Source organism: Naasia sp. (assembly GCF_025465545.1).
In the GTDB taxonomy this organism is placed as follows: Bacteria; Actinomycetota; Actinomycetes; order Actinomycetales; family Microbacteriaceae; genus Naasia.
In genome coordinates, this window is sequence record NZ_JAODMK010000011.1 from 59,632 (window position 1) to 81,681 (window position 22,050).

The following is a 22,050-nucleotide window of genomic DNA, read 5'->3' on the forward strand; positions in this document are numbered from 1 at the left end:
CCGCTCTCCTGCTGCCTCGGTGGAGCAGGGAGAACGGGATGGGGGAAGGACGTCCGAGTAATCGGTCGTCGCGCAGAAGCCTCGCCGTTGTCGGACGGCACCTTATAGTGGCGCGATCCGCGGACGAAGGCAACGGCGGCAGCGGTCCCGCGCGAAGGCGGAGCCGATGCCGGTCCTGCCCGGAGGGGCTTCAGCGGGCGGGGACCTCCGCGTACCGGTCCCGACCGGTGTCCTGGCCCTGCGCGCCCGGCCTCGACGGCTGTGCGGAGAGCACGACGAGGACGACCAGACCTGCCACCGGGAGGAAGAACCAGAAGAGGTGGCCCCAGCCGTAGCCGGCATCTCGGAGCCTGCGCACCTGCACTGAGAGCGAGGGCAGCAGCACGGCGATTCCCCACACCGCCGCGTAAGGGGAGCCGGACGCCGCACTGTGGTCGAACGGGAGCGCACCGATCGCGGCACTGGCGAGCACGGTGAAGAGCACCCACCACCAGAACTCGGATCGTGTGGCCCGGCCACGGAATTCGGCGTAGCGGCGGAACGCTGCAGCTATGGCGCCGAAGAACGTGGCGGTGGGGGCGTCGGGGAAACCGTCCTGGTCCGTCGACTGCTGTGGCTTCGGGGCGTGGGAGGAAGTGGGGCTGGTCATGCGGTTCTCCTTGTCGGCAATGGTGCTGGGGTGGAGATCCGCCGACGGGTTCGCCGACGGATGACGTGCTCTGCGACCGCGAGGTTGATGCCCCAGGCGGCCCCCATGAACGCTGCCCGCGCCAGCTCGTTGGTGGGCCCGAAGAAGATCGACTCCGGGATGAGGACGAGGGCCTGGGTGCCCGCCGCTACTCCGATGGCATAGGCGCGGGTCATCCATTCGCCGTGCCGCAGGAAGTCGCGGCGGGCTATTGCGCGGACTCCGAGCGCGATGCTCATCAGCATCGCGCCCCCGAAGAGGAGGCGCAGGACGAGCAGGAGGTCGCCGTCTCCTGGCGGATGCGGGTAGAAGGTCGCCATCCACATGCCGGACAGGGCGGTGAGAACACCTGCCGGAATGAGCACGCGGCCCGACATGCGGTGCCAGCCGCCCCGGCGACGTCGCAGTGCGGGGACGAACTGGAACGCCCCGAGCAGGCTGAACACCGTCACGCTCACGATGTGGACCAGGACGGGGATCGGGGAGTCGAGGAAGCGCGAGTTGTTCGCCGTCTCGGCCGCTCCACCGGTCAGCTCGGTCACGCGTGCTCCTCCTGCGAGGATCGGGATCAGGGAGAGAAGGATCAGCCCGGTGGGCACGAGCCAGGACGACTTCGACGTCCGGCGTGCTGCGGTCAGGACGCTGCTTCGGGTCATGGCTCGTACCTCGTCTCCAGGTTCTCGTTCGCGTCAGACCGCGAAAGTGCGGTCGCGGTCCGGCAGTTCTGCCTCCAGAGGCCCGCTCGCGGTCGTCGTGCCGTGGTTCGCCCAGAGGGACCAGCCGAGCCAGATCAGCGCCGCGCCCACCGGGATCGCGGCCATCCGCTCGAGAGCATGAGGCAGCAGCGCGCCGGCGATGGGCGTGATCGCAGCGGCGACGATCAGGAGGATGGCCGCGCCGCGGGAGAGGACGCGGGCACGGAGGATGGCGATGCCGAACAGCACTGCGCCGGCGACGTAGAGGGCAGCCCCGACCGAAGGCACCGCGGCGAGGGGACCGAGATCCGTTTCGGCCGCGTGGCGCCCGAACAGGCCCACGATGTCCGTCGCGAGCTGCGGAGCACTGACCGCGAGAAGCGGCGCGACCAGGGCCTCGACGAAGGTGTACGCGGCCTGCAGGAGGAAGAAGAGAGCGAGCATCGCGTAGGCGACGAGCCCGAGGACCCCGAACTGCCGCACCTGCCGGAGGTAGAGGCCGGTCAGTCCGATCAGCACCAGGACCGCCATCCCGAAGCTCACGAAGTGCGTGGTCGCCCACAGCGGCGTCACGAGCGACTCCACCTCGTCGGCGGGGTGGATGAACTGGATGACGATGTAGATGAGCCCTCCCAGCGCGGCGGCCGAAGCAGCCACCCTGGTGAGGACAGGAGCGGTGATGCTCATGAGGATTCTCCGATGTCTCGAGTTTCCCGGGCGATCGCCCTGGGACGCCCCAGAATCTAGGAAGGCGTGTGGTGACGCGGCCTCACCCTGTGTGGTGAACGACGTGGTGATTCAGCTGTGCGCCCCCTCTCAACCCGACAGCAGTGGACAGGAGAACGCGTGAAGCCGCCGACTCGCTCGGAGCCGCTTGCCCGAGAGCCTGGGGCCAGGTCTACCGAGCAGGCCATCGCTCGACTCGCCCGCGTGCTCCCGTGAATCGCGTTCCCTACCTCGACGCGGCGGCAGTGTCCTCCGCGCTCACCCCGCTCGAGGCCGTTGAGGCGATTGTCGCAGCGCTCTCCGGCGGCTTCGACCCGGCATCGGACATCCCGCGCATCGCTGCCGACACCAGCACCGGGCAGTTCCTCCTCATGCCGTCGGAGGTCGGCGCTCAGGCGGGAGTGAAGGTCGTGACCGTCGCGCCGGAGAACTCAGCGCGGGGCCTCCCTCGCATCCAGGCCACCTACCTGCTGTACGACGCCGCGACGCTCAGTCTGCGGGCCATTCTCGACGGCACTGCACTGACGTCGCTGCGCACGCCGGCCGTCTCGATCGCGGCCGTGCGGCCGGCACTCGCCCTCGTCACCGGGCCTCTGCGGGTCGTGGTGTTCGGCGCCGGGCCGCAAGCGGTCGGCCATGCCATGACCATCCGGGCCGTCAGCGCGAACCCGCTCGGCCGCCTGACCTTCCTGGTGCGCAGCACCTCCAGTGCCGGCGCGGCACGGAGCATCGGGCACGTCGTGACAGCGGACTCCCGAGCGGGGAGGATCGCACTCGCCGAAGCTCACCTGATCGTGTGTGCGACCACCGCCCGCACGCCGCTTTTTCCGCCGGATGCCGTTCGATCGGACGCGATCGTCATCGCCGTCGGGTCCCACGAGCCTGACGCCCGAGAACTCGACGGGCGCCTTCTGGGATCCGCGTCCGTGATCGTCGAGGACATCGACACGGCTCTCCGGGAGGCGGGCGACGTGATCCTCGCCCACCGGGATGGCCTGCTCGACACCGGCGCGCTTCTCCCGCTGAAGGACGTCGTCACCGGAGCCGCCTCGCTGCAGCGGGACCGTCCCGTGGTGTTCAAGGGCGTGGGCATGTCCTGGCAGGACCTGATCATCGCAAGAGCCGTGCTCGCTCGCTCGGAGGACCAGGATGGAGGCCGGGGGACGACTGACACTCCCGTGGTCTCGCCGGCAGACCGCTGATCGTCGTCCCAGCGTCACACGTCGGACAGCCATCCGTCGCTGTCTGCATAGCCACCAGCCTCGGGCCCCACCGGCGAACCGGGATGGGTCTCCCGTCTGATCTTCTCGTCGAGCTCGACGAGGACATCGGCATCCTGCAGCTGCGTCTCGTCCTGATGCACCTCGAGAGCGGTGAGCTGGGTGCCGGGACCCATGACGAGCTGCACCCAGGTGGAGCTGCCGTTCGCGACCACGGGGATCCGGACGACGTCGCTCCGGCCGCTCTGGGTGAGCGCGATCGAGTATTGGAGCAGCTTCTCCGCGACCGCGTCGGTGGTGTTGAAATGCTCGTCCGCGTAAGACACGATCCTCATCACTCCACGATGCGGCGTCACCCGTGGCAAATGGAAGGCCTTGCGACCTGGCGCGGACCCGTTCCGCCCGTGACGGAGCGCTCCTCGCACGCGGCATGATGAGGCTATGGACGCCACTGAGGTCTTCCGTTCCGCTCGCGACGGGCTGATCGCCCTCCGCGACGACCACCTGCGGGCGTCAGGCGAGTTCGAGTGGCCCGACGTAGGTCCTGCGTTCAATTGGGCCACCGACTGGTTCGACTCCATCGCTCGCGGCAACGATCGCATCGCTCTGTGGATCGTCGAGGAGGACGGCCGGGAGCAGCGCGTCTCCTTCGAGCAGATGCGGGAACGCTCGGACCGCCTAGGGGCGTGGCTGGCCTCCCAGGGCGTTGCTCCCGGCGACCACGTGATGCTCATGCTCGGCAACCAGGTGGAGCTGTGGGAGTCGATGCTCGCCGTGATGAAGATCGGGGCGGTCCTCCTTCCCACCACCACCGTGCTCGCCGCCCACGACCTGGCCGACCGGATCGGGCGCGGCCGCGTGCGGCACGTGATCGCGAATGCGACGGAGGCCGGCAAGTTCGACGGGCTCAGCGGGTTCTCCCGAATCGCTGTCGGGGGCTCCGTCCCCGGTTGGGCCGACTATGGCGACGCGCACTCCTACCGCAGCCCACTGCCGGGGCTCGTGGTGCGTTCGGACGAGCCGTGCCTCGTCTACTTCACCTCCGGCACGACGAGTCGCCCCAAGATGGTCGTCCACACCCGCACGTCCTACCCGGTGGGGCACCTCACGACGATGTACTGGCTCGGCCTGCAGCCGGGCGACGTCCACCTCGCGATCAGTGGCCCGGGCTGGGCGAAGCACGCCTGGAGCTGCTTCTTCGCTCCGTGGATCGCCGAAGCGACGGTGTTCGTGTTCAACTACAGCCGCTTCGACCCGGTGGCGCTTCGGGAACAGCTGAACCGTGCCGGGGTCAGCACCTTCTGCGCTCCACCGACGGTGTGGCGGATGCTCATCCAGGCGGATCTCGGCACCCGGCCGGCCGCCCTCCGAGAGGCGCTGTCCGCCGGTGAGCCGCTGAACCCGGAGGTGATCGAGCGGGTCGAGGCAGCCTGGGGCCTGACCATCCGCGATGGATACGGACAGACCGAGACCACCGCCACTATCGCGAACACGCCGAGCAGTCCCGTCACGAGCGGATCGATGGGCCGACCGCTGCCGGGCGTGGCCATCACGCTCATCGACCCTCTCACCGGGCACGAGGCCGTCGAGGGAGAGATCTGCGTCGACCTCGAGCGCGGCGCCCCGAATCTGATGGCCGGCTACCTCGGCGCGCCCGGGACCGGCGCCGCATCGAGCGACCGCTACTACCGCACGGGCGACGTTGCCCGGCGGGACGAGGACGGCGTGATCACCTTTCTCGGCCGCACGGACGACATCTTCAAGTCCTCCGACTACAAGGTGTCCCCGTTCGAGGTGGAGAGCGTGCTGATCGAGCATCCGGCCGTGGCGGAGGCCGCGGTCGTTCCCGCCCCCGACGAGACGCGCCTGAACGTCGTCAAGGCCTACGTGGCGCTCGCGCCCGGCTGGCCCATGGACGCGTCGACCGCCCTGGCGGTCCTCCGGCACGCGCGCGAGCGGCTTCCGCCCTACTCGCGGGTCCGGCGCCTCGAGTTCTTCGAGCTTCCCAAGACCGTCTCGGGCAAGATCCGGCGCGTGGAGCTCCGGCAGCGGGAGGCCGACGCGGCTCGAGACGGCCAGGCCCTCCCCGACGAGTGGCGCGACGACCGCTTCCCCGAGCTGCGGTCCCAGCGGAGCTGACCGCACCTCGGACCAGCAAGAGGGGCGCGAGATGCGCTGCACGGATCACGGAGCCCTCGGCCCCTGCCGGCACCACAAGGTCTGCATCGCGTGACCGCCATCGCGGGTGAGCCGGAGACGAGCATCGACTTCTGCGGGGCGGAGTGCCTCCTGTCCGTTGCGGGATAGACCTCACCCCTGCTCGGCTATGCCGAGAGGATCACGAGCTTCTGCTCGGTCAACTCCGCGACCGCGTACTTCACACCCTCGCGCCCCTGGCCGGAGTCCTTGACACCCCCGTAGGGCATCTGGTCAGCGCGGAACGACGGTGGCACGTTCACCAGCACCGTCCCGGCCTCGGCGCGGCGGGCGTAGTCGAGGGCGGCGCCGATGCTCGCCGTGTAGATCGAGGTGTTGAGGCCGTAGAGGGAGTCGTTGACGAGCCCGATCGCCTCGTCGAGGTCGTCGAAGGCGGTGACAGCGACCACCGGTCCGAAGACCTCCTCGCACACGACGCGGTCGTCGGCGCTCACGTCGGCGATCAGGGTGGGCGCGAGCACGGATCCTTCAGAGGTGCCTCCCGCAAGGATGCGGGCACCTGAGGCGACCGCCTCCGCGAGCCAGGACTCGATGCGTCCAACCTCGGAATCTGCGACGAGCGGACCCACCACGGTGTCGTCGTTGCGCGGGTCGCCCGTGACGACGGCGTCGAAGCGCAGGCGCACCGCCTCGAGGTAGTGCTCGGCGATCGAACGATGAACGTAGACGCGTTGCAGGGACACGCAGGCCTGGCCGGAGTTGGTGAGGGATGCCCCCACCGTGTCCTTCGCGGCCCGCTCGAGGTCGGCATCCGCCGCCACGACCATCGCCGTGTTCGACCCCAGCTCGAGCACATGCAGCTTGCGGGGACTCGCGGCCTTGAGCAGCCAGCCGACTTTGGACGACCCAGTGAACGTCACCACCGCGACTCGGTCGTCCTCCTGCCACGCGGTGACGACGTCGTCCGGCGACCCGGTGACCAGGTTGAGCTGGCCGGCCGGAAGTCCCGAGGCGATGAACGCGTCGATGAGCAGCCCCGCCGTCAGCTGGGTGCGATCGGAGGGCTTGAGGACGACCGGGCAGCCTGCCGCGATCGCGGGACCGATCTTGTGCGCCACAAGGTTGAGGGGGAAGTTGAAAGGCGTGATCGCCGCGACTATTCCGATCGGCTGCGCGATGGTGAAGCCGATCATGCCTGCCCCGGCGGCTGTCGCATCGAGCGGAACGGTCTCCGAGGGGAGGCGACGCGCCTCCTCTGCCGCGAACTGCAGAGTGCTCACCGCGCGGGACACCTCGAGTCGCGAAGCGGTGATGGGCTTGCCGACCTCGGCAGTGATCGACTGCGCGAACTCCTCGGAGTGCGCGGCGATGTAGTCGGAGACCCGGGAGAGCAGGGCGGCACGCTCCGGCACCGGGAAACCGCGCTGAAGGGCTGCCGCGGCGGCGTCCACCGCCGCGACCGCATGTTCGGGTGACGCGCGGTGCACCCGGCCGATGACCTCGCCCGTCCAGCGGTCGTGGATCTCGTCGACGCGGTCGGTGCGGATCCAGGTGCCGTCGATGAACAGTTCTTGCTCGCGCATGGCTGGGGACTCTCTCGATCAGTAGGGGCGGCCGGGAGTGGGGGACCTCGAGGGCCCGCCTGCCGGGGGTGTCAGTGGCTGAGTTCGGCGACGATAGCTGCGCCCACCTCGGTGGTGGACGCAGATCCCCCGATGTCGCGGGTGCGGACGCCGGACGCGGTGACCTTTTCGAACGCCGCCGTGAGGTCGGCGCTGGCTGCCGCGTAGCCGAGGTGCTCGAGCATCATCGCCCCTGTCCAGACTTGGCCGATGGGATTCGCCAGCCCACGACCGGCGATGTCGGGAGCCGACCCGTGCACGGGCTCGAAGAGCGAGGGGAACTCCCGAGAAGGGTTGAGATTCGCGCTCGGCGCGACGCCGATGGACCCTGCGATCGCGCCCGCGAGGTCGGAGAGGATGTCGCCGAAGAGGTTCGACGCGACGATCACATCGAACGCCGCCGGGCGCAGGATGAGCTTCGCCGCGAGCGCGTCGATGAGGATCGACTCGAGCTGTATCTCCGGGTAGTCCGCGAGCGTCTCGGCGACAATCTCGTCCCAGAACGGCATCGTGTGGATGATGCCGTTCGACTTCGTCGCGGACGTGATGTGGTTGCGACGGGTCGCCGCGAGCTGTGCCGCATAGCGAGTGACCCGCTCGATGCCCATGCGGGTGAAGACGTTCTCCTGAATGGCCGCCTCCTGCGGCAGCCCACGGAAGATGCGGCCGCCGATCTCGGAATACTCGCCCTCATTGTTCTCGCGCACGATCAGCAGATCGATGTCGTTGCCGCCTCGGACGGGGCTCTCGATTCCCGGAAGGGCGCGCACCGGGCGGAGGTTGACGTACTGCTGGAATTCGCGACGAATGGGGATGAGCAGGCCCCAGAGCGTCTCGGTATCGGGGATGCCCGGCAGGCCGACCGCGCCGAGGAAGATCGCGTCATGGCCGGACAGCGTGGCGATGCCGTCGGCGGGCATCATCACGCCGTGCTTCAGGTAGTAGTCGGAGCCCCAGCCGAGATACGTCCACTCGACGGCCTGGTCGTGACGCGCGAGCGCGGCGTCGACGCATTCGATCCCCACCGGGACGACCTCTTTGCCGATGCCGTCGCCGGCGATGACCGCGATGCTCATGAAACGGCGCCGTTCGGGGTGATGAAGACCTTGTCGAAGGTGCCGTCACGCTGGGCTTGCAGCGCATCCTCGATCTGGTCCATCGAGAAGTAGCCGAACTCGAAGTTGTCGAGGCCCAGATGGTTCACGATGTTCGCTGCGCGGCGGTGTGTGAACGGGTTGAGAGCCGTGCCGAGGATGGTGAGCTCTTTGGCGTAGATCTCGTTGGGGCTCACGGTCAGGCGGTCGTCCGGTCTTGCGACACCGAAGATGAGGATGTTCGCCCCGCGGGAGGCGAGCGGGATGGCCTGGTCGAGCACCCGGGAGGAGCCGACAGCGTCGATCAGGTAGGGGAACCCGACTCCGCCGGAGAGCTCCATCATGCGCTCGGTGAAGTCGGAGGCCGTGGGGTCGAGTGCCGCATCGGCCCCCATCCGGAGCGCCAGGTCGCGGCGCTGCTCCCGCATCTCGACCGCGACGATCGGGGTGAGCCCGGCCTTTCTGGCCAGCGCGATGAGGATGGAGCCGGCGGGGCCCGCGCCGAAGATCGCGATCGGGCGCCCCGAAGTCGCTTGCAGCCGGTCCATCCCGTGCACTGCGCAGGCGAGGGGCTCGGCCATCGACCCGATTTCTGGAGAGGTTCCGGCGGGAAGCTTGTAGGCGATCGTCTCCGGCAGCACGAGGAACTCGGCCATCCCCCCGTCGAGATGCACGCCGGGGGCCTTGCGGTTGGGGCACATGTGCGGCTTGCCGGTCTGGCAGTACACGCAGACGCCGCAGTAGTAGTGCGGCTCCATCGTGATGAGATCGCCGACCTCGAGCGTCGTGACGCCCTCGCCGAGCCCCACCACCTCCGCGCAGACCTCATGGCCGAGGGTGACGGGCGGGTTCGACGCGTAGGCGCCTTCGAGGATGTGCAGGTCCGTGCCGCACACGCCGACGGCGAGCGGTTTCAGCAGGACCTCCCCGGGGCCGGCGACGGGATCGGGCAGCTCCTGAACGGCGACCTTGTGGTCCCCGAGATAGCGCACGGCCTTCATGGCGGACGTTCCCTTCGGCATTCGCGTCAGCGCGTCGTCACGCCGGAGATTCACGCTAACGACATGTTGTTGGATTATCAACATCTATCTAGAGTGAGGGCGTGACCACCATTCCCTCGATCGTGTGCGTCGGAACCGTCGCGCTCGACATGATCCTCACGGCCGACCGCCTGCCTCCCGAGGACGGGCGGGTCGAGGCCGACCAGGTCGCCCTGGTCGGCGGAGGCAACGCCGCCAACGCCGCCGTGGCCATCGCCCGGCTCGGCCTCCCGGTCGAGTTCTGCGGGACGATCGGGGATGATCGGGCGGGCGGCCTCCTGCTCGACGAGCTCATCGCGGAGGGCGTCGGCACCTCGCTCGTGGAGCGTCGTCGCGGCTCTGTGACCGCACAGACCGCCGTCATCGTCTCCTCCGGCACGGGCGCGCGCACGATCATCACCCGCCCCGCACCTCCGCCCCCCGCGATTCCGCGGGGCTTCGACATCACCCACCTCGACAAGGCCGGTTGGGGGGCGATGCCCCGGGAGGGCGTCGCGGGAACACGAGTGAGCGTCGACGATGGCAACCTGATCCCGGACCTCGACCTCGCGCTGCTCGAGTGGTACGTGCCGACCGCGACGGTGCTGCGCAGCCGCTACGGCACGACCAGCATCGAGGCGGCCCGGCGCGCTCGGCTCGACGGGGCGGCGACCGTCATCGCGACGGACGGGGCGCGCGGCTCCTTCGCGGTCGACGACTCCGGGCTGCACTTCGCGCCGGCGCTGCCCATCACCCCCGTCTCCACGCTCGGCGCGGGCGACGTGTTCCACGGTGCCCTCGTCGCGGCGATCGCCTTGGGGCGACCCATGGCAGCCGCCATCCGCTTCGCGAACGTGACGGCGGCACTCTCCTGCCGCGCCTTGGACGGGCGGACGGGCATACCCGACCGCGCGGAGGTCGACGCTCTGGTCGGCGCACTCGGTGACCCCCGACTCAGCGACCGGGAGATCGCGGCGCGGTTCAGCAACGAGGACCCGGCGTAGCAGGATGGCGCCCGTGACCGAACCCCGGGGAAGCACAGGGATGCGCTACCGATCGGCGCCTGAACGTCGTGCCCGCCTGCTGCAGATCGTCGAAGAGCGGGGGTTCTCCTCTACGACCGAGCTCATGATCGAGCTCGGCGTATCTGACATGACCGTGCGCCGGGACGCACAGAAGCTCAGCGAGGGCGGCAGCGTGCGCATCGTGCACGGCGGGGTGAGCGCTCTCCCCTCGACCGATCTGCAGGGCAGTCGTCAGTACGAGGAGCGCGCGGGACTGATGGCGACCGCGAAGGCGGCACTCGGGCGAGCAGCCGCGTCCCGGGTCTCCCGCGACCAGGCGATCGCGATCGACGCGGGCACGACCTCGCGGGAACTCGCCCGCGCCCTCCCGGCGAGCCTGCCCATCACGGTCGTCACCCACTCCGCGAGCGCCGTCGCCGACCTGATGACGCGCTCGTCGACGACCCTCATCGCGCTGGGCGGTGTGCTGCACCACGAAACCCTCTCCTTCGAGGGAGAACTCGTCGTGCGGGCGATCGGAGAGCTGCACCTCGACACCTTCTACCTCGCTGCGAGCGGAATCGGCCCGCGGGGCGTGTTCTGCGCCAACGACTTCGACGCGGTCACCAAGCGAGCACTGATCAGCGTCGCCGACCGGGTCGTGCTGCTCGTGGACAGCAGCAAGTTCCATGCTTCCGCCATGGTCCGCGTGTGCGACTTCTCCTCGGTAGACGAGGTCCTGGTTGACGACGGCATCTCCGACGACGATCTCGCCATGCTGATCGACGCGGGAACCGCGGTCACCGTGGTCCCCGTGGCCGGCTAGCCTGCCGAGCTGCCGCCGGCGGCTGAGGCCAGCGGCGTGGGAAGAACATGCTGCTCCTGCAGCCGCCGGATCCAGAACGCGAACATGTCTTCGGTGTCGCGGCTGGGGGTGAATCCCGCCTGGCGCAGCTTGACGGTGCTGAGCAGCACAGGATGCTCCCGGCTCGCGAGCACGGACCCATCGGGCGTCCAGGCGAAGGCGTTGTCTGCGTAGTGGTGGGACTCGCCCAGGAGGCGCAGCAGGTCCGGCTGCTGCAGGCCCTCCCTGCCGGCGATTCTCGCCCAGGTGTCTGCATGGCTCGGAAGCCACTCGGCCAGCGAGCGCGGCGCGTCGTCGCCGACCTCGACGCCGAGCAGGGCGGCGAACGACGGCCACAGGTCTCGCCACTCGAACACGTCCCCGTTGGTGATGTTGAAGACCTGGTTGCGAGCAGTGGGCGAGTCGGTCGCCCAGTACAGGGCCTCTGCGAGCAGCCGCGAGTCGACGGCCTCCGCGATGTAGGAGCGGCCGCCCGGGTACGAGAACGGCAGGCCGAGCTCCCGGCAGAGCGCGCCGTAGACGCCGATCACGGGGATCAGATTCATGGCGGCCCCCTGGGCGTCGCCGAAGATGAACTGCGGTCGCCAGATGGTGTGGGCCCAGCCGTGTTCGCGCGACATCGCTTCGAGATAGTCCTGCTGCACCCAGTAGAAGTTCTCGTGCTCGACGCGCGGCTGCCGTTCCTTCGCGGGGACCCGCATGCGAGCGACGTGGAAGCCATACGCCTTCGTGCCCTGGAGCACGGACACGTGTTCCAAGGGCGCGCCGGAAGCGATCAGCGGATCGAGGACGTTCCGCAGCATGGCCCCGTTGTTCTCGATCTGGTCAGGGTCCACCCAGCCTGCGATGAGTCCGGGCTTCTCGAACAGCGCGGCATATACGACATGGGTCACCCCTCGGAGCGCGCCGAGCGCGCTGCGCGTGGCCTCGCGATCGAGGAGGTCGATGGCCAAGTGCTCGAACCTGCCCGCTCCTGGCGGGTGCGGGCGCCGACGGGACACCGTCACGACATCCGCCCCCCGCTCCAGGAAGTGCTCCAGTGCAGCCGAACCCACGACGCCCGTCGCACCCACGAGTACTGCCTTCATGCCAACGTCTCCCTCTAGACTTCTCCGGACAGTGTGAAACCTGTCACATATTTCCGTTACTGTCTCCGCATGGTGAGAGCGACGTCTCCCCTCTCGGTGGCCGCCCGGCGCGACCTGGTCGTGCGAATCGTCGGCGAGCGCGGCCACATGGTGATCGCCGAGCTGGCGGTCGAACTCGGGGTCTCCGAGATGACAGTCCGGCGGGACGTCGTCGAACTCGCGAGCCAGGGCCGCGTGATCTCGTACTACGGAGGCGTGCGCGCACCGCAGCTGCAGACGGTGCCAGGGCCGTACGGGCGGCGGCTCACCGAGGAGCCGCTCGCGAAGGTTCGCATTGCACGGCGCGCCGCGGAATTGGTTCCCGACGGAGCTGTGATCGCTGTCGACGCCGGATCGACGGCGGCGAAGCTGGCCCAGCAGCTCACCGATCGGAGCCGGTTGCGGGTCGTCACAGCGTCGGTGCCCGTCATCGACGCGTTCATGGGTGGCGGCACCGTCGAGGTCGTCGCACTCGGGGGCACCCTCCGCCGCGAGATGCAGTCCTTCTGCGGACCGGGCGCGGTTGCGGCCGCCCGCGAGCTGCAGGTCGAGACATACTTCCTCGGGGCCTCGGCGCTGTCCGAGCGCGGAGTCTTCGACATCACGGACCTGGACACCGCGCTCAAGCGTGAACTCATCGCCGTTTCCGGGCGCGTGGTCGCCCTCGCCGACAGCACGAAGTTCCGCAGACGCGCCATGTCCCGCACCTGCGGCTGGCAGTCGGTCGACGTGCTGGTGACCGACGACCGGATCGACTCGGAGTGGCTCGCAGTCCTCCAGGACGAGAACGTCGAGGTCATGCTCGTCCCCAGCGGCGAGCCCGCCTAGGCAACCGAGTGCACCATCTCGAGCACTTCGGCGGTCGTCGGCATCGCGGCCGAGCACTCGAACCGCGTCGCGACGATGGCGCCCGCCGCATTGGCGAACGCGAGAGTCCTTGCGAGCGGCCAGCCCTCGACGAGACCGTGCACGAGAGCGCCACCGAACGCGTCCCCGGCACCGAGGCCATTGACCACGTCGACGGGAATTGGCCGCACCTCCAAGGTCTCCGTACGAGTCTTCGCGAGCACGCCGAGGGGCCCCATCTTGACCACGGCGAGATCCATGCCGCGGTCGAGCAGGGCATCGGCGGCGCGCTGGGGATCCCGCTCCCCCACGGCGATCTCGCACTCGTCGAGGTTGCCGACCGCGATGTTGACGTGCTCGAGCGCCCGCGGGATCTCCCGCGCCGCTTCCTCGGCGGAATCCCAGAAGCTCGGCCGGTAGTCGAGGTCGAGCACGGTGGGACCCTGGCGGTTGCGCGCCTTCCACGCCGCGTAGTGGGCGTCGCGGGAGGGCTGGCGTGCGAGGCCCGTCGCCGTCGCCCAGAAGAGCGGCGTCGTTGCGACGAGGTCGAGCGGCACGTCGTCGATGCGCACGAACATGTCCGGCGCGGTTGGGTTGCGGTAGGTATAGAACGGGAAGTGGTCGGGCGGGAACATCTCGCAGAACGTGAGCACCGACTGCATGCCCGCGACCGGGATGACGAAGCGATTCTGGATCCGGTACCGCTCGAGCTGCTCCACCAGGAACTGGCCGAACTGGTCTGCGCCGGTGCGGGATACGAGCGCGACCTCGTGGCCGTGTCGCGCGATCGCCACCGAGACGTTCGCCGCGCTGCCGCCGATCGTCTTCGTGAATCCGGAGACGTCCTTGAGTGCGGTGTTGACCTCCGTCGGGTAGAGGTCCACCCCGATGCGGCCGATGACGACGATCGGATTCTCGGCGGTCGGCGCGGAAATACCCATCAGTCGCCGGAGTGTCCCTGGCCCGCTGCGCTTGCAAGGCTGCGCAGTCGCTCCGCGGAGACGGTCTCGAGGAAGGCTTGCGGGTTCTCCGCGGGGATGGCGTCCATCCAGATGGCGCGGCCGGCGAGGAAGCCGCTCGCACCGCCGGCCCGCGACATCGCGACGGCCTCGGCGAAGCGTGCCGCAGGAACGCCGGAGGACAGGACGACCCACGGGCACTCGACCCGGTCGGTGATCCTCTGCGCCGTTGCGACGATCGCGTCGCGGTCGCCTGCTCCGAAGAGGGGGACTTCCGCCTTGTAGAGATCCGGCTTCGTCCTGCCGAGATCCGTTGCGGCATCCACGAGGGCGTCGTTCTTCTCCGCATCGGACCACGAACCGAAGTCCGCGGGGCGCACCACGCCTTCAACGATGCCGAGCATGCCGGTTCGGCGGCAGAGGTCCATGAACCGCTCGGTCAGCTCGATCGCGGCGTCCCGGCGGTCGGGCAGCCACGGCACGAGCATCTTGAGCGCGGAGGCCCCGAACTCGGCGATGACCTCATCGTTCACCCCTGGGTCGATCTCCGCCCGGTTCACCGGCCCTCCCGGCACCTCCTGAAACAGGTTGTCAGCCGCGAGGATGATGGGGCACTCCGAGATCCGGGCGGCCTCGAGACCGTAGCTCCGGTCTATCAGCGCGGCGCTGGCGAGGGGCGAGAGCGTGCGGATCACGGCGACCTTGAACCGGACGAGCTCCTCGTCGGCAACGGTCTCGGAGCCCGCGGCCTTGGCGAGCATCTGACGCAGCGACTCGCGCTGGTCGATCGCGAGCATGGAGAAATTGCCCCAGGCATCACGGAACTGGTCGATCGTCACGGCGGGAGTTCTCTCGGTCATCGTGGGTCTCCTAGGGCTCGATCGGGTGGGTGGTCGGAGGCGAGCAGGTCAGCGGATGACGATCGGGTTGACCGGCGCGCCACTGCCTCCGACCACCTTGAGCGGCGCAGCGGTGTACAGGAACGTCCACCGGCCATCCGCCGCGCACGCGTCCGCGAGCTCCTCGAGCCAGCAGACTTCGGTGAAGACGACTCCGAGGTTCCGCATGAGCGCGGAGTGCAACGGGATCTCGACGACCGAGCCGGGGTAGTGCGTCGCCTCGTTGCCGATGAGGTCCGTCACCAGGCTCGGGATCTCCATCTGCTGGAACCACGCGACCGTCTCAGGGGAATAGGTGAGTCCGGGCTCGCTCCAGTCGGCGTAGAACTCGTCCCGGGGAACGTCATAGAACCGCGAAAGCCATCCGGTGCGCAGGAGCAGCACGTCGCGCTTCTCGATGGTGACGCCCTGGGCGGCGGCCGCCTCCAGGACTTCCTCGATGCCGAAGCTCTCACGGGACTGGAGGTATCGCACTCCCCTGTGGCGCGCGATGTCGACGAGGACACCGCGACCCACGATGCCCCGCTCTCCGAGGGGCTCGACAGAGGCCTTGCTGAGGCTGCCCTCCGTGGTCGAGGCGTCGTATCCGTTGTAGATGGTGCCGTCGTACCAGATGTGCCCGAGGGCATCGACCTGCGTCGATCCCTGCAGGAACATCTCGATCTTGTCGTCGGCGTAGTGGTGGTCGCCGCCGGTCGGCGCGGCCTCGCCGCGACGGAAGAATCCCTCATCCATGACCGCTGTTCGGATGGCGGACGATCGGTTCGGCCACACCGGGTCGCCGTCCGACTTGGGAGACCCGATCGGGACCTGGAGGGTGAACGTCTCGCCCGACCTGACCGCGGCGACGCCGCGCAGCACCTCGGCGGAGGTCAGGTAGTTGAGGCTGCCGACTTCATCGTCCGGCCCCCACTTGCCCCAGTTCTTGGGCGCGTCCGGGCCGAGGAGCTCGGCGATCGTCGTGGGTGCGTCGTCGGTCATGGCTAGGCCCCTGCCTTGATCATCTTGCGGGCGACCGTGCTGAAGGACACGGCCGCGATGAGCAGGATGCCCTGGAAGAGGAACTGCACATACGAGGGGACCCCTGCGAGCGCCAGGCCGTTGAATCCCACCGTGACGGTGAGGACACCGACCAGCGTGCCGACGATGTGGAACTGGCCTTCTCGGAGCACGGCCGTCCCGAGGAATGCCGCCGCGAACGCGGAGAGGGTGTAGCCGTCGCCGCCGGTGGGTTGACCGCTGCCGATCACCGAGGCGAGGAGGATTCCGGTGATGGCGGCGCAGACCGAGCAGATGACGAAGGCGATCGTCGTCGCCCCCTTGACCCCGACGCCGGCCAGGCGGGACGCCTCGGCGTTGCCCCCCACCGCCTGGATGTTGCGGCCGAGGTCGGTGCGGTTGAGTATCACCCAGAGGATCGCCACGATCACCACCATGTAGTAGACGTTGCGCGGAACGCCCAGCCACTGACCCACGGAGATGAGGGAGAACTCCGGCACGACGGAGCCGAAGGGCTGCGCCGATCCGGTGGTGATGAAGTAGTTGACCCCCACTGCGACGCTTCCGACCCCGAGAGTGGCCACCAGCGCATTCACGTTGAGTCGCGTGACGAGCAGGGCGTTGACCAGGCCGACAGCCACCCCGATGAGCAGCGCAACGAGGATCGCGATCGGGATCGGAACGCCTTTGATCATGAGGAAGGCGACGGTGACCCCGGCGAGGCTCGCGGTGTTGCCCACGCTCAGGTCGAACTGGTTGGAAGCAAGGACGAGCGTCAGACCGCAGGCGACGATCGCGGAGAGCGCCGACTGGTTGAAGATCTGCACGATGTTGCCCACGGTGAGGAAGTACCGGGGCGAGAGAACAGTGAAGACGATGATCAGCAGCGCGAGCACGATGAGTGCGCCGTACTTGCCGACGAACAGCGTGATCGACTGTCCGGTGCTGCGGCGCAGGACAGTCGGCTCTGACACCTGCGGGGACGCGGCGGTCTGCGTCATGAGATTGCTTCCTTCGCTTCGTGGTTGTGGCTGTAGATGACGGACAGCATCTGCTCTTCGGTGACGCCCGGCCCTTCGAGCTCGGCGACGGTGCGCCCCTCCACCATGACCACCACCCGGTGGCAGATGGACAGCTCCTCCAGTTCGGACGAGACGACGACTATCGCGCCGCCCGCAGCCGCGAAGTTCTCGACCGTCTGCCAGATCTGCTGACGGGCGCCGATGTCGACACCACGGGTCGGCTCGTCGAGGAGCAGGACTTTCGAGTCGCGTGCGAGCCAGCGGCCGAACACGACCTTCTGCTGGTTCCCACCGGAGAGGGTGCGCACCGGCACCGAGGAGTCCTTCGCCTTGATGCTGAGCGCCGCGATCATCCGCTTCGCGATGCCCTCGGACCTCTTGTCACTGATGAAGCCGAGGGGCGGCGCCGCACGCATCGCCTTCCAGTTGCCGAGCGTGATGTTGGTGCGGATCGACTCCTCCATGACAAGGGCCTGCGACCGGCGCTCCTCGGGCACAAGCGCCACCTGAGCGGCGATACCCGCCTGGACGTTCGACGGAGCGTGCGCCTTTCCGTCGATCGACATCGTCCCGAGCTCGGGCTTGCGATCGCCGAAGACGAGTCCGAGAGTCTCGCTGCGGCCCGCCCCGACGACGCCGGCGAGGCCGAGGATCTCCCCCGCGCGGCACGTGAACGAGACATCCTTCACGCGTCGCCCGTCGCTGAGATGCTGCACGTCCAGGACGACGCGGGCATCGGGAGCCACCGGCGCGAGGGATTCGCGCAGCTCGAGGCCGCCCGCGAGGCCCGTGATGCCCTTGATGAGGTCCTGGCGGTCGTAGCCGCCGCGATCGAAGCGGCCGCTGACCTTGCCATCCTTGAAGACCGTGACGCGGTCCCCGAGAAGCTCGATCTCATTGAGCCGGTGGCTCACGTAGGCGATGGTGACGCCGTCGCCGGTGAGCTGGCGCACGATCTGGAAGAGTCGCTGACATTCGACGTCGGACAGGGCCGCGGTCGGCTCGTCCATTGCGATGAAGCGGGCGTCCCGGGCGAGGGCGCGCCCGATCGCGACCATTCCCCGCTCGGCGACGCTGAGTTCCCGCACCGGGCGGCGGAGGCTGAAGGCGAGGCCCAGTCGGTCGGCCACCTCCCGGGCAAGCTTGGCGCGCGCCTTGCGGTCCTCGAATCGCAGCGGGTTGTCGGATTTGATGCCGAGAGTCATGTTGTCGATGGCGTTGAAGTCGGGGATGAGCGCCAGCTCCTGGTGGATGAAGGCGAACCCGAGGGCATCCGCCTGTGCAGGCGTGTGGATCCTCACCTCCTCGCCATCGACGAGGATCGTGCCGCTCGACGGTGTGATGGCGCCGGCGAGCACGTTGAGGAAGGTGGACTTGCCGGCGCCGTTGGCGCCGACAAGTCCGTGAACCTCACCGCGGCGGAAGTCCACGCTCACATCCGTGAGCGCCTTCACCGCGCCGAACGTCCTGCTGATCGACTTCGCGTCGATCAGCGGGGTCTGTTCGTGAGTCATGAGATTCGACCTTCCTCAACCGTGTGCGTCTGCGAAAGCGGCTGTTCCGAGCTATTCGAGAGTCTGCGGGTTCCGCGTGACGTAGTCCTCGATGTTGTCCTTGGTGAGGATCTCGACCTCACCAGGAACCTCCTGAGTCTTGCCGGTCTCGAAGTACGCGGTGATGATCTCGGCGACCTGGCGTCCGACGGTGTTCCCGTCGAGGCTCAGGGTTGCGGCGATCGCCCCGCTCTTGAGGGGCTCGTAGATGGTCTTGTTGAAGTCCCAGGTGAAGATCGGCAGGGAGTCGGTGCGTCCGGCCTGGTTGATCGCGGCGACCGCGCCCGCGCTCGGGTCGGTGAAGCAGGACCAGATCGCGTACTTGCCGGCACCCTCAGTGTTGGCGGCGAGCCAGGCGGCCGTCGCGTTCTGCGCATCGACGACCTGGCCGGGGATGGTGAACTCGTGCTCCTGGACCTTGACGTCCGTGCCGGCGAGCAGCTCCTGGCGGTACTCCTTGCGCAGACGGCAGGGGGTTCCCGGGGAGTAGTCGAGCGCGAGGACCGACGTGATGCCGTTGTCCTTGACGTACTTGATGAACACGTCGTTGATCGGCTTCGGCGACGTGACGTCGACCGCGCCGGCCATGCCCTCCAGCAGGGGGCTGGCGATGTAGAACACCGGGATGTTGGCACCCTTGGCCTCGGACATGCACTGGGCCATCTGGTCCATGGCGTAGGTCGTCACCACGAGGGCGTTGACCTGGCGAGTGATGAACTGGCTGCAGATGCTGTTGGCCTGGCCGGGGTCACCCTGGGGGTCCTGGCTGACCACTTCCCAGCCCAGCTTCTCGAGTTCGCTCTTCGCGCCGGCTGCGGCGAGAGAGTCGAAGGGAGCCGTGCTGTCGAACTCCACGATTCCCACGGTGCCGGGAGCGTCGCCGGTGCCGGGGCTGGCGCTCGAACCGGGATCGGCCGCCCCGCCTCCACCCGAACAGGCTGCGGTGCCGATGAGGACCGCGCCGGCGATGACGCCGACTGCGATTGTGCGGCTGTGCTTCAAAAGGGACATGTGACTACTCCACTCCATTGTCGATATAGCTTGCGAACGCCCGAGCATCGCGGTTCGCGAAGGCTTGGAGCGCTCCGCGGGGAACGATTCCCCAGTCGAGTTCAACCTTGAACCCGTTCGTCCGACCACGGTTGCCCGCAGGTCGCGACGCTACGCGGGTGCTTACCACTTGTCAACATTACCTGACACCTAGTCATCTGGTACTCTAGGTCGGCCATGAGCTCGTCGACATCGCAGTCCAAGTTCCTCAGGAGCTTGAGCGCGCGCCCGCTGGTGCGCAGCGGGGCGGTCTCGCTGCACTGGCAGTGCAGCGAGGCCCTCAAGCGGACGATAGAGGAGCTGCACTACCCCCCGGCCGTTCCACTCCCGCCGGAGAAGGAGATGGCTCTCGCCCTCGGCATCAGCCGGCCGACCCTGCGCCAGGCCATGGCGAGACTCGCGAGCGACGGCGTCATCCACACGCAGCGGGGCATCGGTGCGTTCGCGCTCGGCGGCGGTCTTGTGCGCGCCGTCGGACTCAACAGCCTGTATCGCGACCTCATCCGCGACGGACGGACACCCACGACTCTGGTCGTGTCCATGGGCGAGTCGCTGGCCGATGACCGAACCGCGCAGGCCCTGCGCATCCCGCCAGGCTCGACCCTCCAGGAACTCGAACGCGTCCGGCTCGCGGACGGTGTGCCGATCGTGCTCATCCGCACGAAGCTCGCCCTCCCCGATGGCATCCGCCTCACCCGGGAGGGCCTGCTTTCCGATGGCCTCTACAACCAGCTGCACCGAGTCGCCGGCATCGAACTCGTCGGCGGCAACCAGACTATGACGGCTCGCAAGGTCACGCCCGTCGAGGCAGACCTGCTCGAGTTGCCGAGGGATTCGGCCGTCATGGTCGCCCAGCGTTACGCCTTCGACGCGCGGGGTCGCGGCGTCGAGAGCAGCAATATCGTGTATTCGGAGGGCACCGAGCTCTTCACGTCCGACCTGCGCGGCACGTCTGTGCGCCCGACGGACTAGCACCAGCGGAAGGACACCATGCAGCTCAGCGCATCCACCATCGGCTCGCTTCCGGTCGATGTCGCGGTTCCGGGCTACGACCGCTCGAGCGTGACTGTCGGGATCGTGCACTTCGGCGTCGGCGGGTTCCATCGCTCGCATCAGGCCATGTTCGTCGACCGGCTGATGAACCGCGGCGAAGCACTGGACTGGGGAATCTGCGGCGTCGGCGCGATGCACCAGGACGCCGGCATTCGCGACGTCATGGACGCGCAGGACTGTCTCTACACCTTGGAGCTCAAACACCCCGACGGCAGCCGGGACCTGCGGGTGATCGGGTCGATCGTGCAGTTCCTGTTCGCCCCCGACGACCCCGATGCCGTCATCGAGCGCATGGCGGACCCGGCGGTGCGGATCGTCTCGCTCACGATCACCGAGGGCGGCTACAACTTCGATCAGGTGACCGGCGAGTTCGACGTGACGAACCCGGCCGTCCTCAAGGATGCCGCGCTCACCTCGCCGCCCGCGACGGTGTTCGGGCTCGTGGTCGAAGCGCTCGCCCGGCGCCGTGAACGCGGCATCGAGCCGTTCACCGTCATGTCCTGCGACAACATCCAAGGCAACGGGGAGGTCGCGAGGCGCTCCTTCTCCGCATACGCGCGACTCCGCTCCCCCGAGCTCGGCGACTGGGTCGAATCCTCGGTCGCCTTCCCCAACTCGATGGTCGACCGAATCACTCCCGTGACCACAGATGACGACCGTGCCGAGATCGCTGATCGCCTCGGGGTCACCGACGCCTGGCCCGTCGTCGCCGAGCCATTCGAGCAGTGGGCCCTCGAGGACCACTTCCCCCTCGGACGCCCCGCGTTCGAGAGGGTCGGCGTCCAGGTCGTCGAGGACGTCGAGCCCTACGAGCTGATGAAGCTGAGGCTGCTCAACGCGACGCATCAAGGCATGTGCTACTTGGGCTACCTGGCCGGGTACCGCTACGCGCACGAGGCGTCCGCGGATCCGGCGATCGCCCAATTCCTGCTCGACTACATGGATTTCGAGGCGACTCCCACGCTGCGCCCGGTGCCGGGAGTGGACCTTGCGGGATACAAGCGGATGCTCATCGAGCGCTATCGCAACCCGGAGGTCCGGGACACGCTCGCTCGACTCTGCGCGGAGTCGAGCGATCGGATTCCGAAATGGCTGCTGCCCGTCGTGCGGGAGCAGCTCGCCACGGGCGGGCCCGTCAGGAACTCGGCCGCGATCGTCGCGAGCTGGGCTCGATACGTCGAGGGCGTCGACGACCAGGGCGCACCGATCACCGTCGTCGACCGCCTGCGCGACGAGCTCGTCCCCCTCGCGCAGAGCCAGCGCGAGAACATCCTCGCGTTCCTCCAGAACCGGTCGCTGTTCGGCGACCTTGCCGAGAACGACCGCTTCACCACGGAATACCGAGCGGCGCTCGAGTCCCTCTTCGAGAACGGCGCTCAGGCCACGGTCGAGGCCTACGCCGGCTTCTCGCCGCGGGTCGCCTCCTAGCCGCACCGGGGTCGTCGATCGGGC

21 protein-coding genes are annotated in these 22,050 nt (G+C 68.4%); 7 read left to right on the forward strand and 14 right to left on the reverse strand.

Annotation, left to right across the window (positions count from 1 at the left end; all coding sequences use genetic code 11):
* Positions 1–190: 190 nt before the first annotated feature.
* Genes JWR33_RS03390 through JWR33_RS03400 form a run of 3 tightly spaced genes read right to left on the reverse strand, consistent with a single transcriptional unit; the run spans position 191 to position 2,070 of the window.
* Positions 191–649 carry a DUF805 domain-containing protein gene (locus JWR33_RS03390; protein ID WP_297409468.1) on the reverse strand — a complete coding sequence of 153 codons (459 nt, stop codon included), beginning with the start codon at positions 647–649 and terminating at the stop codon, positions 191–193.
* Complete coding sequence (locus tag JWR33_RS03395) at positions 646–1,344, reverse strand: DUF2306 domain-containing protein (protein WP_297409469.1); 699 nt, start codon at positions 1,342–1,344, stop codon at positions 646–648. Before JWR33_RS03395 ends, JWR33_RS03390 begins: the two co-directional genes overlap by 4 nt.
* Before the next feature lie 33 nt (positions 1,345–1,377).
* Positions 1,378–2,070: a hypothetical protein gene (locus JWR33_RS03400; RefSeq protein ID WP_297409470.1), complete on the reverse strand. Its 693-nt coding sequence runs from the start codon at positions 2,068–2,070 to the stop codon at positions 1,378–1,380.
* Between the two features lie 251 nt (positions 2,071–2,321).
* On the opposite strand from JWR33_RS03400, the gene JWR33_RS03405 reads away from it, so the two are divergent.
* On the forward strand, positions 2,322–3,311 hold the full coding sequence (locus JWR33_RS03405) for an ornithine cyclodeaminase family protein (RefSeq protein WP_297409471.1): 990 nt from the start codon (positions 2,322–2,324) through the stop codon (positions 3,309–3,311).
* A 14-nt stretch (positions 3,312–3,325) separates the two neighbouring features.
* On the opposite strand, the gene JWR33_RS03410 is transcribed toward JWR33_RS03405, so the two are convergent.
* Positions 3,326–3,664, reverse strand: a complete 339-nt coding sequence (locus JWR33_RS03410) for a hypothetical protein (protein WP_297409472.1) — start codon at positions 3,662–3,664, stop codon at positions 3,326–3,328.
* Positions 3,665–3,770: 106 nt separating this feature from the next.
* On the opposite strand from JWR33_RS03410, the gene JWR33_RS03415 reads away from it, so the two are divergent.
* The gene (locus tag JWR33_RS03415; protein WP_297409473.1) at positions 3,771–5,468 is read left to right on the forward strand and encodes an AMP-binding protein; all 1,698 of its coding nucleotides are present in this window, start codon (positions 3,771–3,773) and stop codon (positions 5,466–5,468) included.
* A gap of 185 nt (positions 5,469–5,653) precedes the next feature.
* On the opposite strand, the gene JWR33_RS03420 is transcribed toward JWR33_RS03415, so the two are convergent.
* From JWR33_RS03420 to JWR33_RS03430, 3 genes are all read right to left on the reverse strand, one after another.
* Complete coding sequence (locus JWR33_RS03420) at positions 5,654–7,069, reverse strand: aldehyde dehydrogenase family protein (protein WP_297409475.1); 1,416 nt, start codon at positions 7,067–7,069, stop codon at positions 5,654–5,656.
* A gap of 71 nt (positions 7,070–7,140) precedes the next feature.
* Entirely contained in the window at positions 7,141–8,184 is a 1,044-nt protein-coding gene (locus tag JWR33_RS03425) for a tartrate dehydrogenase (protein WP_297409477.1), read from the reverse strand.
* Complete coding sequence (locus tag JWR33_RS03430) at positions 8,181–9,203, reverse strand: alcohol dehydrogenase catalytic domain-containing protein (RefSeq protein ID WP_297409478.1); 1,023 nt, start codon at positions 9,201–9,203, stop codon at positions 8,181–8,183. Before JWR33_RS03430 ends, JWR33_RS03425 begins: the two co-directional genes overlap by 4 nt.
* Before the next feature lie 101 nt (positions 9,204–9,304).
* On the opposite strand from JWR33_RS03430, the gene JWR33_RS03435 reads away from it, so the two are divergent.
* Both JWR33_RS03435 and JWR33_RS03440 read left to right on the forward strand, forming a co-directional pair.
* On the forward strand, positions 9,305–10,225 hold the full coding sequence (locus tag JWR33_RS03435; RefSeq protein WP_297409480.1) for a PfkB family carbohydrate kinase: 921 nt from the start codon (positions 9,305–9,307) through the stop codon (positions 10,223–10,225).
* Positions 10,226–10,238: 13 nt separating this feature from the next.
* The gene (locus JWR33_RS03440) at positions 10,239–11,051 is read left to right on the forward strand and encodes a DeoR/GlpR family DNA-binding transcription regulator (protein WP_297409481.1); all 813 of its coding nucleotides are present in this window, start codon (positions 10,239–10,241) and stop codon (positions 11,049–11,051) included.
* Here the strand turns inward: JWR33_RS03440 and JWR33_RS03445 are convergent.
* Positions 11,048–12,178 carry an SDR family oxidoreductase gene (locus JWR33_RS03445; protein ID WP_297409483.1) on the reverse strand — a complete coding sequence of 377 codons (1,131 nt, stop codon included), beginning with the start codon at positions 12,176–12,178 and terminating at the stop codon, positions 11,048–11,050. The genes JWR33_RS03440 and JWR33_RS03445 overlap by 4 nt on opposite strands.
* A gap of 69 nt (positions 12,179–12,247) precedes the next feature.
* On the opposite strand from JWR33_RS03445, the gene JWR33_RS03450 reads away from it, so the two are divergent.
* Complete coding sequence (locus tag JWR33_RS03450; RefSeq protein WP_297409485.1) at positions 12,248–13,045, forward strand: DeoR/GlpR family DNA-binding transcription regulator; 798 nt, start codon at positions 12,248–12,250, stop codon at positions 13,043–13,045.
* Here the strand turns inward: JWR33_RS03450 and iolC are convergent.
* Genes iolC through JWR33_RS03480 form a run of 6 tightly spaced genes read right to left on the reverse strand, consistent with a single transcriptional unit; the run spans position 13,042 to position 19,506 of the window.
* A complete protein-coding gene (iolC, locus tag JWR33_RS03455; protein ID WP_297409486.1) occupies positions 13,042–14,004 on the reverse strand; it encodes a 5-dehydro-2-deoxygluconokinase in 963 nt (320 codons plus the stop codon). The two genes, JWR33_RS03450 and iolC, sit on opposite strands and share 4 nt — an antisense overlap.
* A complete protein-coding gene (locus JWR33_RS03460; RefSeq protein WP_297409488.1) occupies positions 14,004–14,882 on the reverse strand; it encodes a hypothetical protein in 879 nt (292 codons plus the stop codon). Before JWR33_RS03460 ends, iolC begins: the two co-directional genes overlap by 1 nt.
* Before the next feature lie 48 nt (positions 14,883–14,930).
* Complete coding sequence (locus JWR33_RS03465; protein ID WP_297409490.1) at positions 14,931–15,902, reverse strand: cyclase family protein; 972 nt, start codon at positions 15,900–15,902, stop codon at positions 14,931–14,933.
* A gap of 2 nt (positions 15,903–15,904) precedes the next feature.
* Positions 15,905–16,921, reverse strand: a complete 1,017-nt coding sequence (locus JWR33_RS03470) for an ABC transporter permease (protein WP_297409492.1) — start codon at positions 16,919–16,921, stop codon at positions 15,905–15,907.
* Positions 16,918–18,456 carry a sugar ABC transporter ATP-binding protein gene (locus tag JWR33_RS03475; RefSeq protein ID WP_297409493.1) on the reverse strand — a complete coding sequence of 513 codons (1,539 nt, stop codon included), beginning with the start codon at positions 18,454–18,456 and terminating at the stop codon, positions 16,918–16,920. Before JWR33_RS03475 ends, JWR33_RS03470 begins: the two co-directional genes overlap by 4 nt.
* 51 nt (positions 18,457–18,507) lie before the next feature.
* Positions 18,508–19,506: a sugar ABC transporter substrate-binding protein gene (locus tag JWR33_RS03480; protein ID WP_297409495.1), complete on the reverse strand. Its 999-nt coding sequence runs from the start codon at positions 19,504–19,506 to the stop codon at positions 18,508–18,510.
* A 216-nt stretch (positions 19,507–19,722) separates the two neighbouring features.
* On the opposite strand from JWR33_RS03480, the gene JWR33_RS03485 reads away from it, so the two are divergent.
* Entirely contained in the window at positions 19,723–20,517 is a 795-nt protein-coding gene (locus JWR33_RS03485; protein WP_297409497.1) for a GntR family transcriptional regulator, read from the forward strand.
* A gap of 18 nt (positions 20,518–20,535) precedes the next feature.
* On the forward strand, positions 20,536–22,026 hold the full coding sequence (locus JWR33_RS03490; RefSeq protein ID WP_297409499.1) for a mannitol dehydrogenase family protein: 1,491 nt from the start codon (positions 20,536–20,538) through the stop codon (positions 22,024–22,026).
* The last annotated feature ends 24 nt before the right edge of the window (positions 22,027–22,050 follow it).

What these genes read in the sequence shown, in the direction of transcription:
- JWR33_RS03390 (WP_297409468.1), bottom strand. Translation starts at nt 649, where the DNA reads ATGACCAGCCCCACTTCCTCCCACGCCCCGAAGCCACAGCAGTCGACG.
- JWR33_RS03395 (WP_297409469.1), bottom strand. Translation starts at nt 1,344, where the DNA reads ATGACCCGAAGCAGCGTCCTGACCGCAGCACGCCGGACGTCGAAGTCG.
- JWR33_RS03400 (WP_297409470.1), bottom strand. Translation starts at nt 2,070, where the DNA reads ATGAGCATCACCGCTCCTGTCCTCACCAGGGTGGCTGCTTCGGCCGCC.
- JWR33_RS03410 (WP_297409472.1), bottom strand. Translation starts at nt 3,664, where the DNA reads ATGAGGATCGTGTCTTACGCGGACGAGCATTTCAACACCACCGACGCG.
- JWR33_RS03415 (WP_297409473.1), top strand. Translation starts at nt 3,771, where the DNA reads ATGGACGCCACTGAGGTCTTCCGTTCCGCTCGCGACGGGCTGATCGCC.
- JWR33_RS03420 (WP_297409475.1), bottom strand. Translation starts at nt 7,069, where the DNA reads ATGCGCGAGCAAGAACTGTTCATCGACGGCACCTGGATCCGCACCGAC.
- JWR33_RS03425 (WP_297409477.1), bottom strand. Translation starts at nt 8,184, where the DNA reads ATGAGCATCGCGGTCATCGCCGGCGACGGCATCGGCAAAGAGGTCGTC.
- JWR33_RS03430 (WP_297409478.1), bottom strand. Translation starts at nt 9,203, where the DNA reads ATGAAGGCCGTGCGCTATCTCGGGGACCACAAGGTCGCCGTTCAGGAG.
- JWR33_RS03445 (WP_297409483.1), bottom strand. Translation starts at nt 12,178, where the DNA reads ATGAAGGCAGTACTCGTGGGTGCGACGGGCGTCGTGGGTTCGGCTGCA.
- JWR33_RS03450 (WP_297409485.1), top strand. Translation starts at nt 12,248, where the DNA reads ATGGTGAGAGCGACGTCTCCCCTCTCGGTGGCCGCCCGGCGCGACCTG.
- iolC (WP_297409486.1), bottom strand. Translation starts at nt 14,004, where the DNA reads ATGGGTATTTCCGCGCCGACCGCCGAGAATCCGATCGTCGTCATCGGC.
- JWR33_RS03460 (WP_297409488.1), bottom strand. Translation starts at nt 14,882, where the DNA reads ATGACCGAGAGAACTCCCGCCGTGACGATCGACCAGTTCCGTGATGCC.
- JWR33_RS03465 (WP_297409490.1), bottom strand. Translation starts at nt 15,902, where the DNA reads ATGACCGACGACGCACCCACGACGATCGCCGAGCTCCTCGGCCCGGAC.
- JWR33_RS03470 (WP_297409492.1), bottom strand. Translation starts at nt 16,921, where the DNA reads ATGACGCAGACCGCCGCGTCCCCGCAGGTGTCAGAGCCGACTGTCCTG.
- JWR33_RS03475 (WP_297409493.1), bottom strand. Translation starts at nt 18,456, where the DNA reads ATGACTCACGAACAGACCCCGCTGATCGACGCGAAGTCGATCAGCAGG.
- JWR33_RS03480 (WP_297409495.1), bottom strand. Translation starts at nt 19,506, where the DNA reads ATGTCCCTTTTGAAGCACAGCCGCACAATCGCAGTCGGCGTCATCGCC.
- JWR33_RS03485 (WP_297409497.1), top strand. Translation starts at nt 19,723, where the DNA reads ATGAGCTCGTCGACATCGCAGTCCAAGTTCCTCAGGAGCTTGAGCGCG.
- JWR33_RS03490 (WP_297409499.1), top strand. Translation starts at nt 20,536, where the DNA reads ATGCAGCTCAGCGCATCCACCATCGGCTCGCTTCCGGTCGATGTCGCG.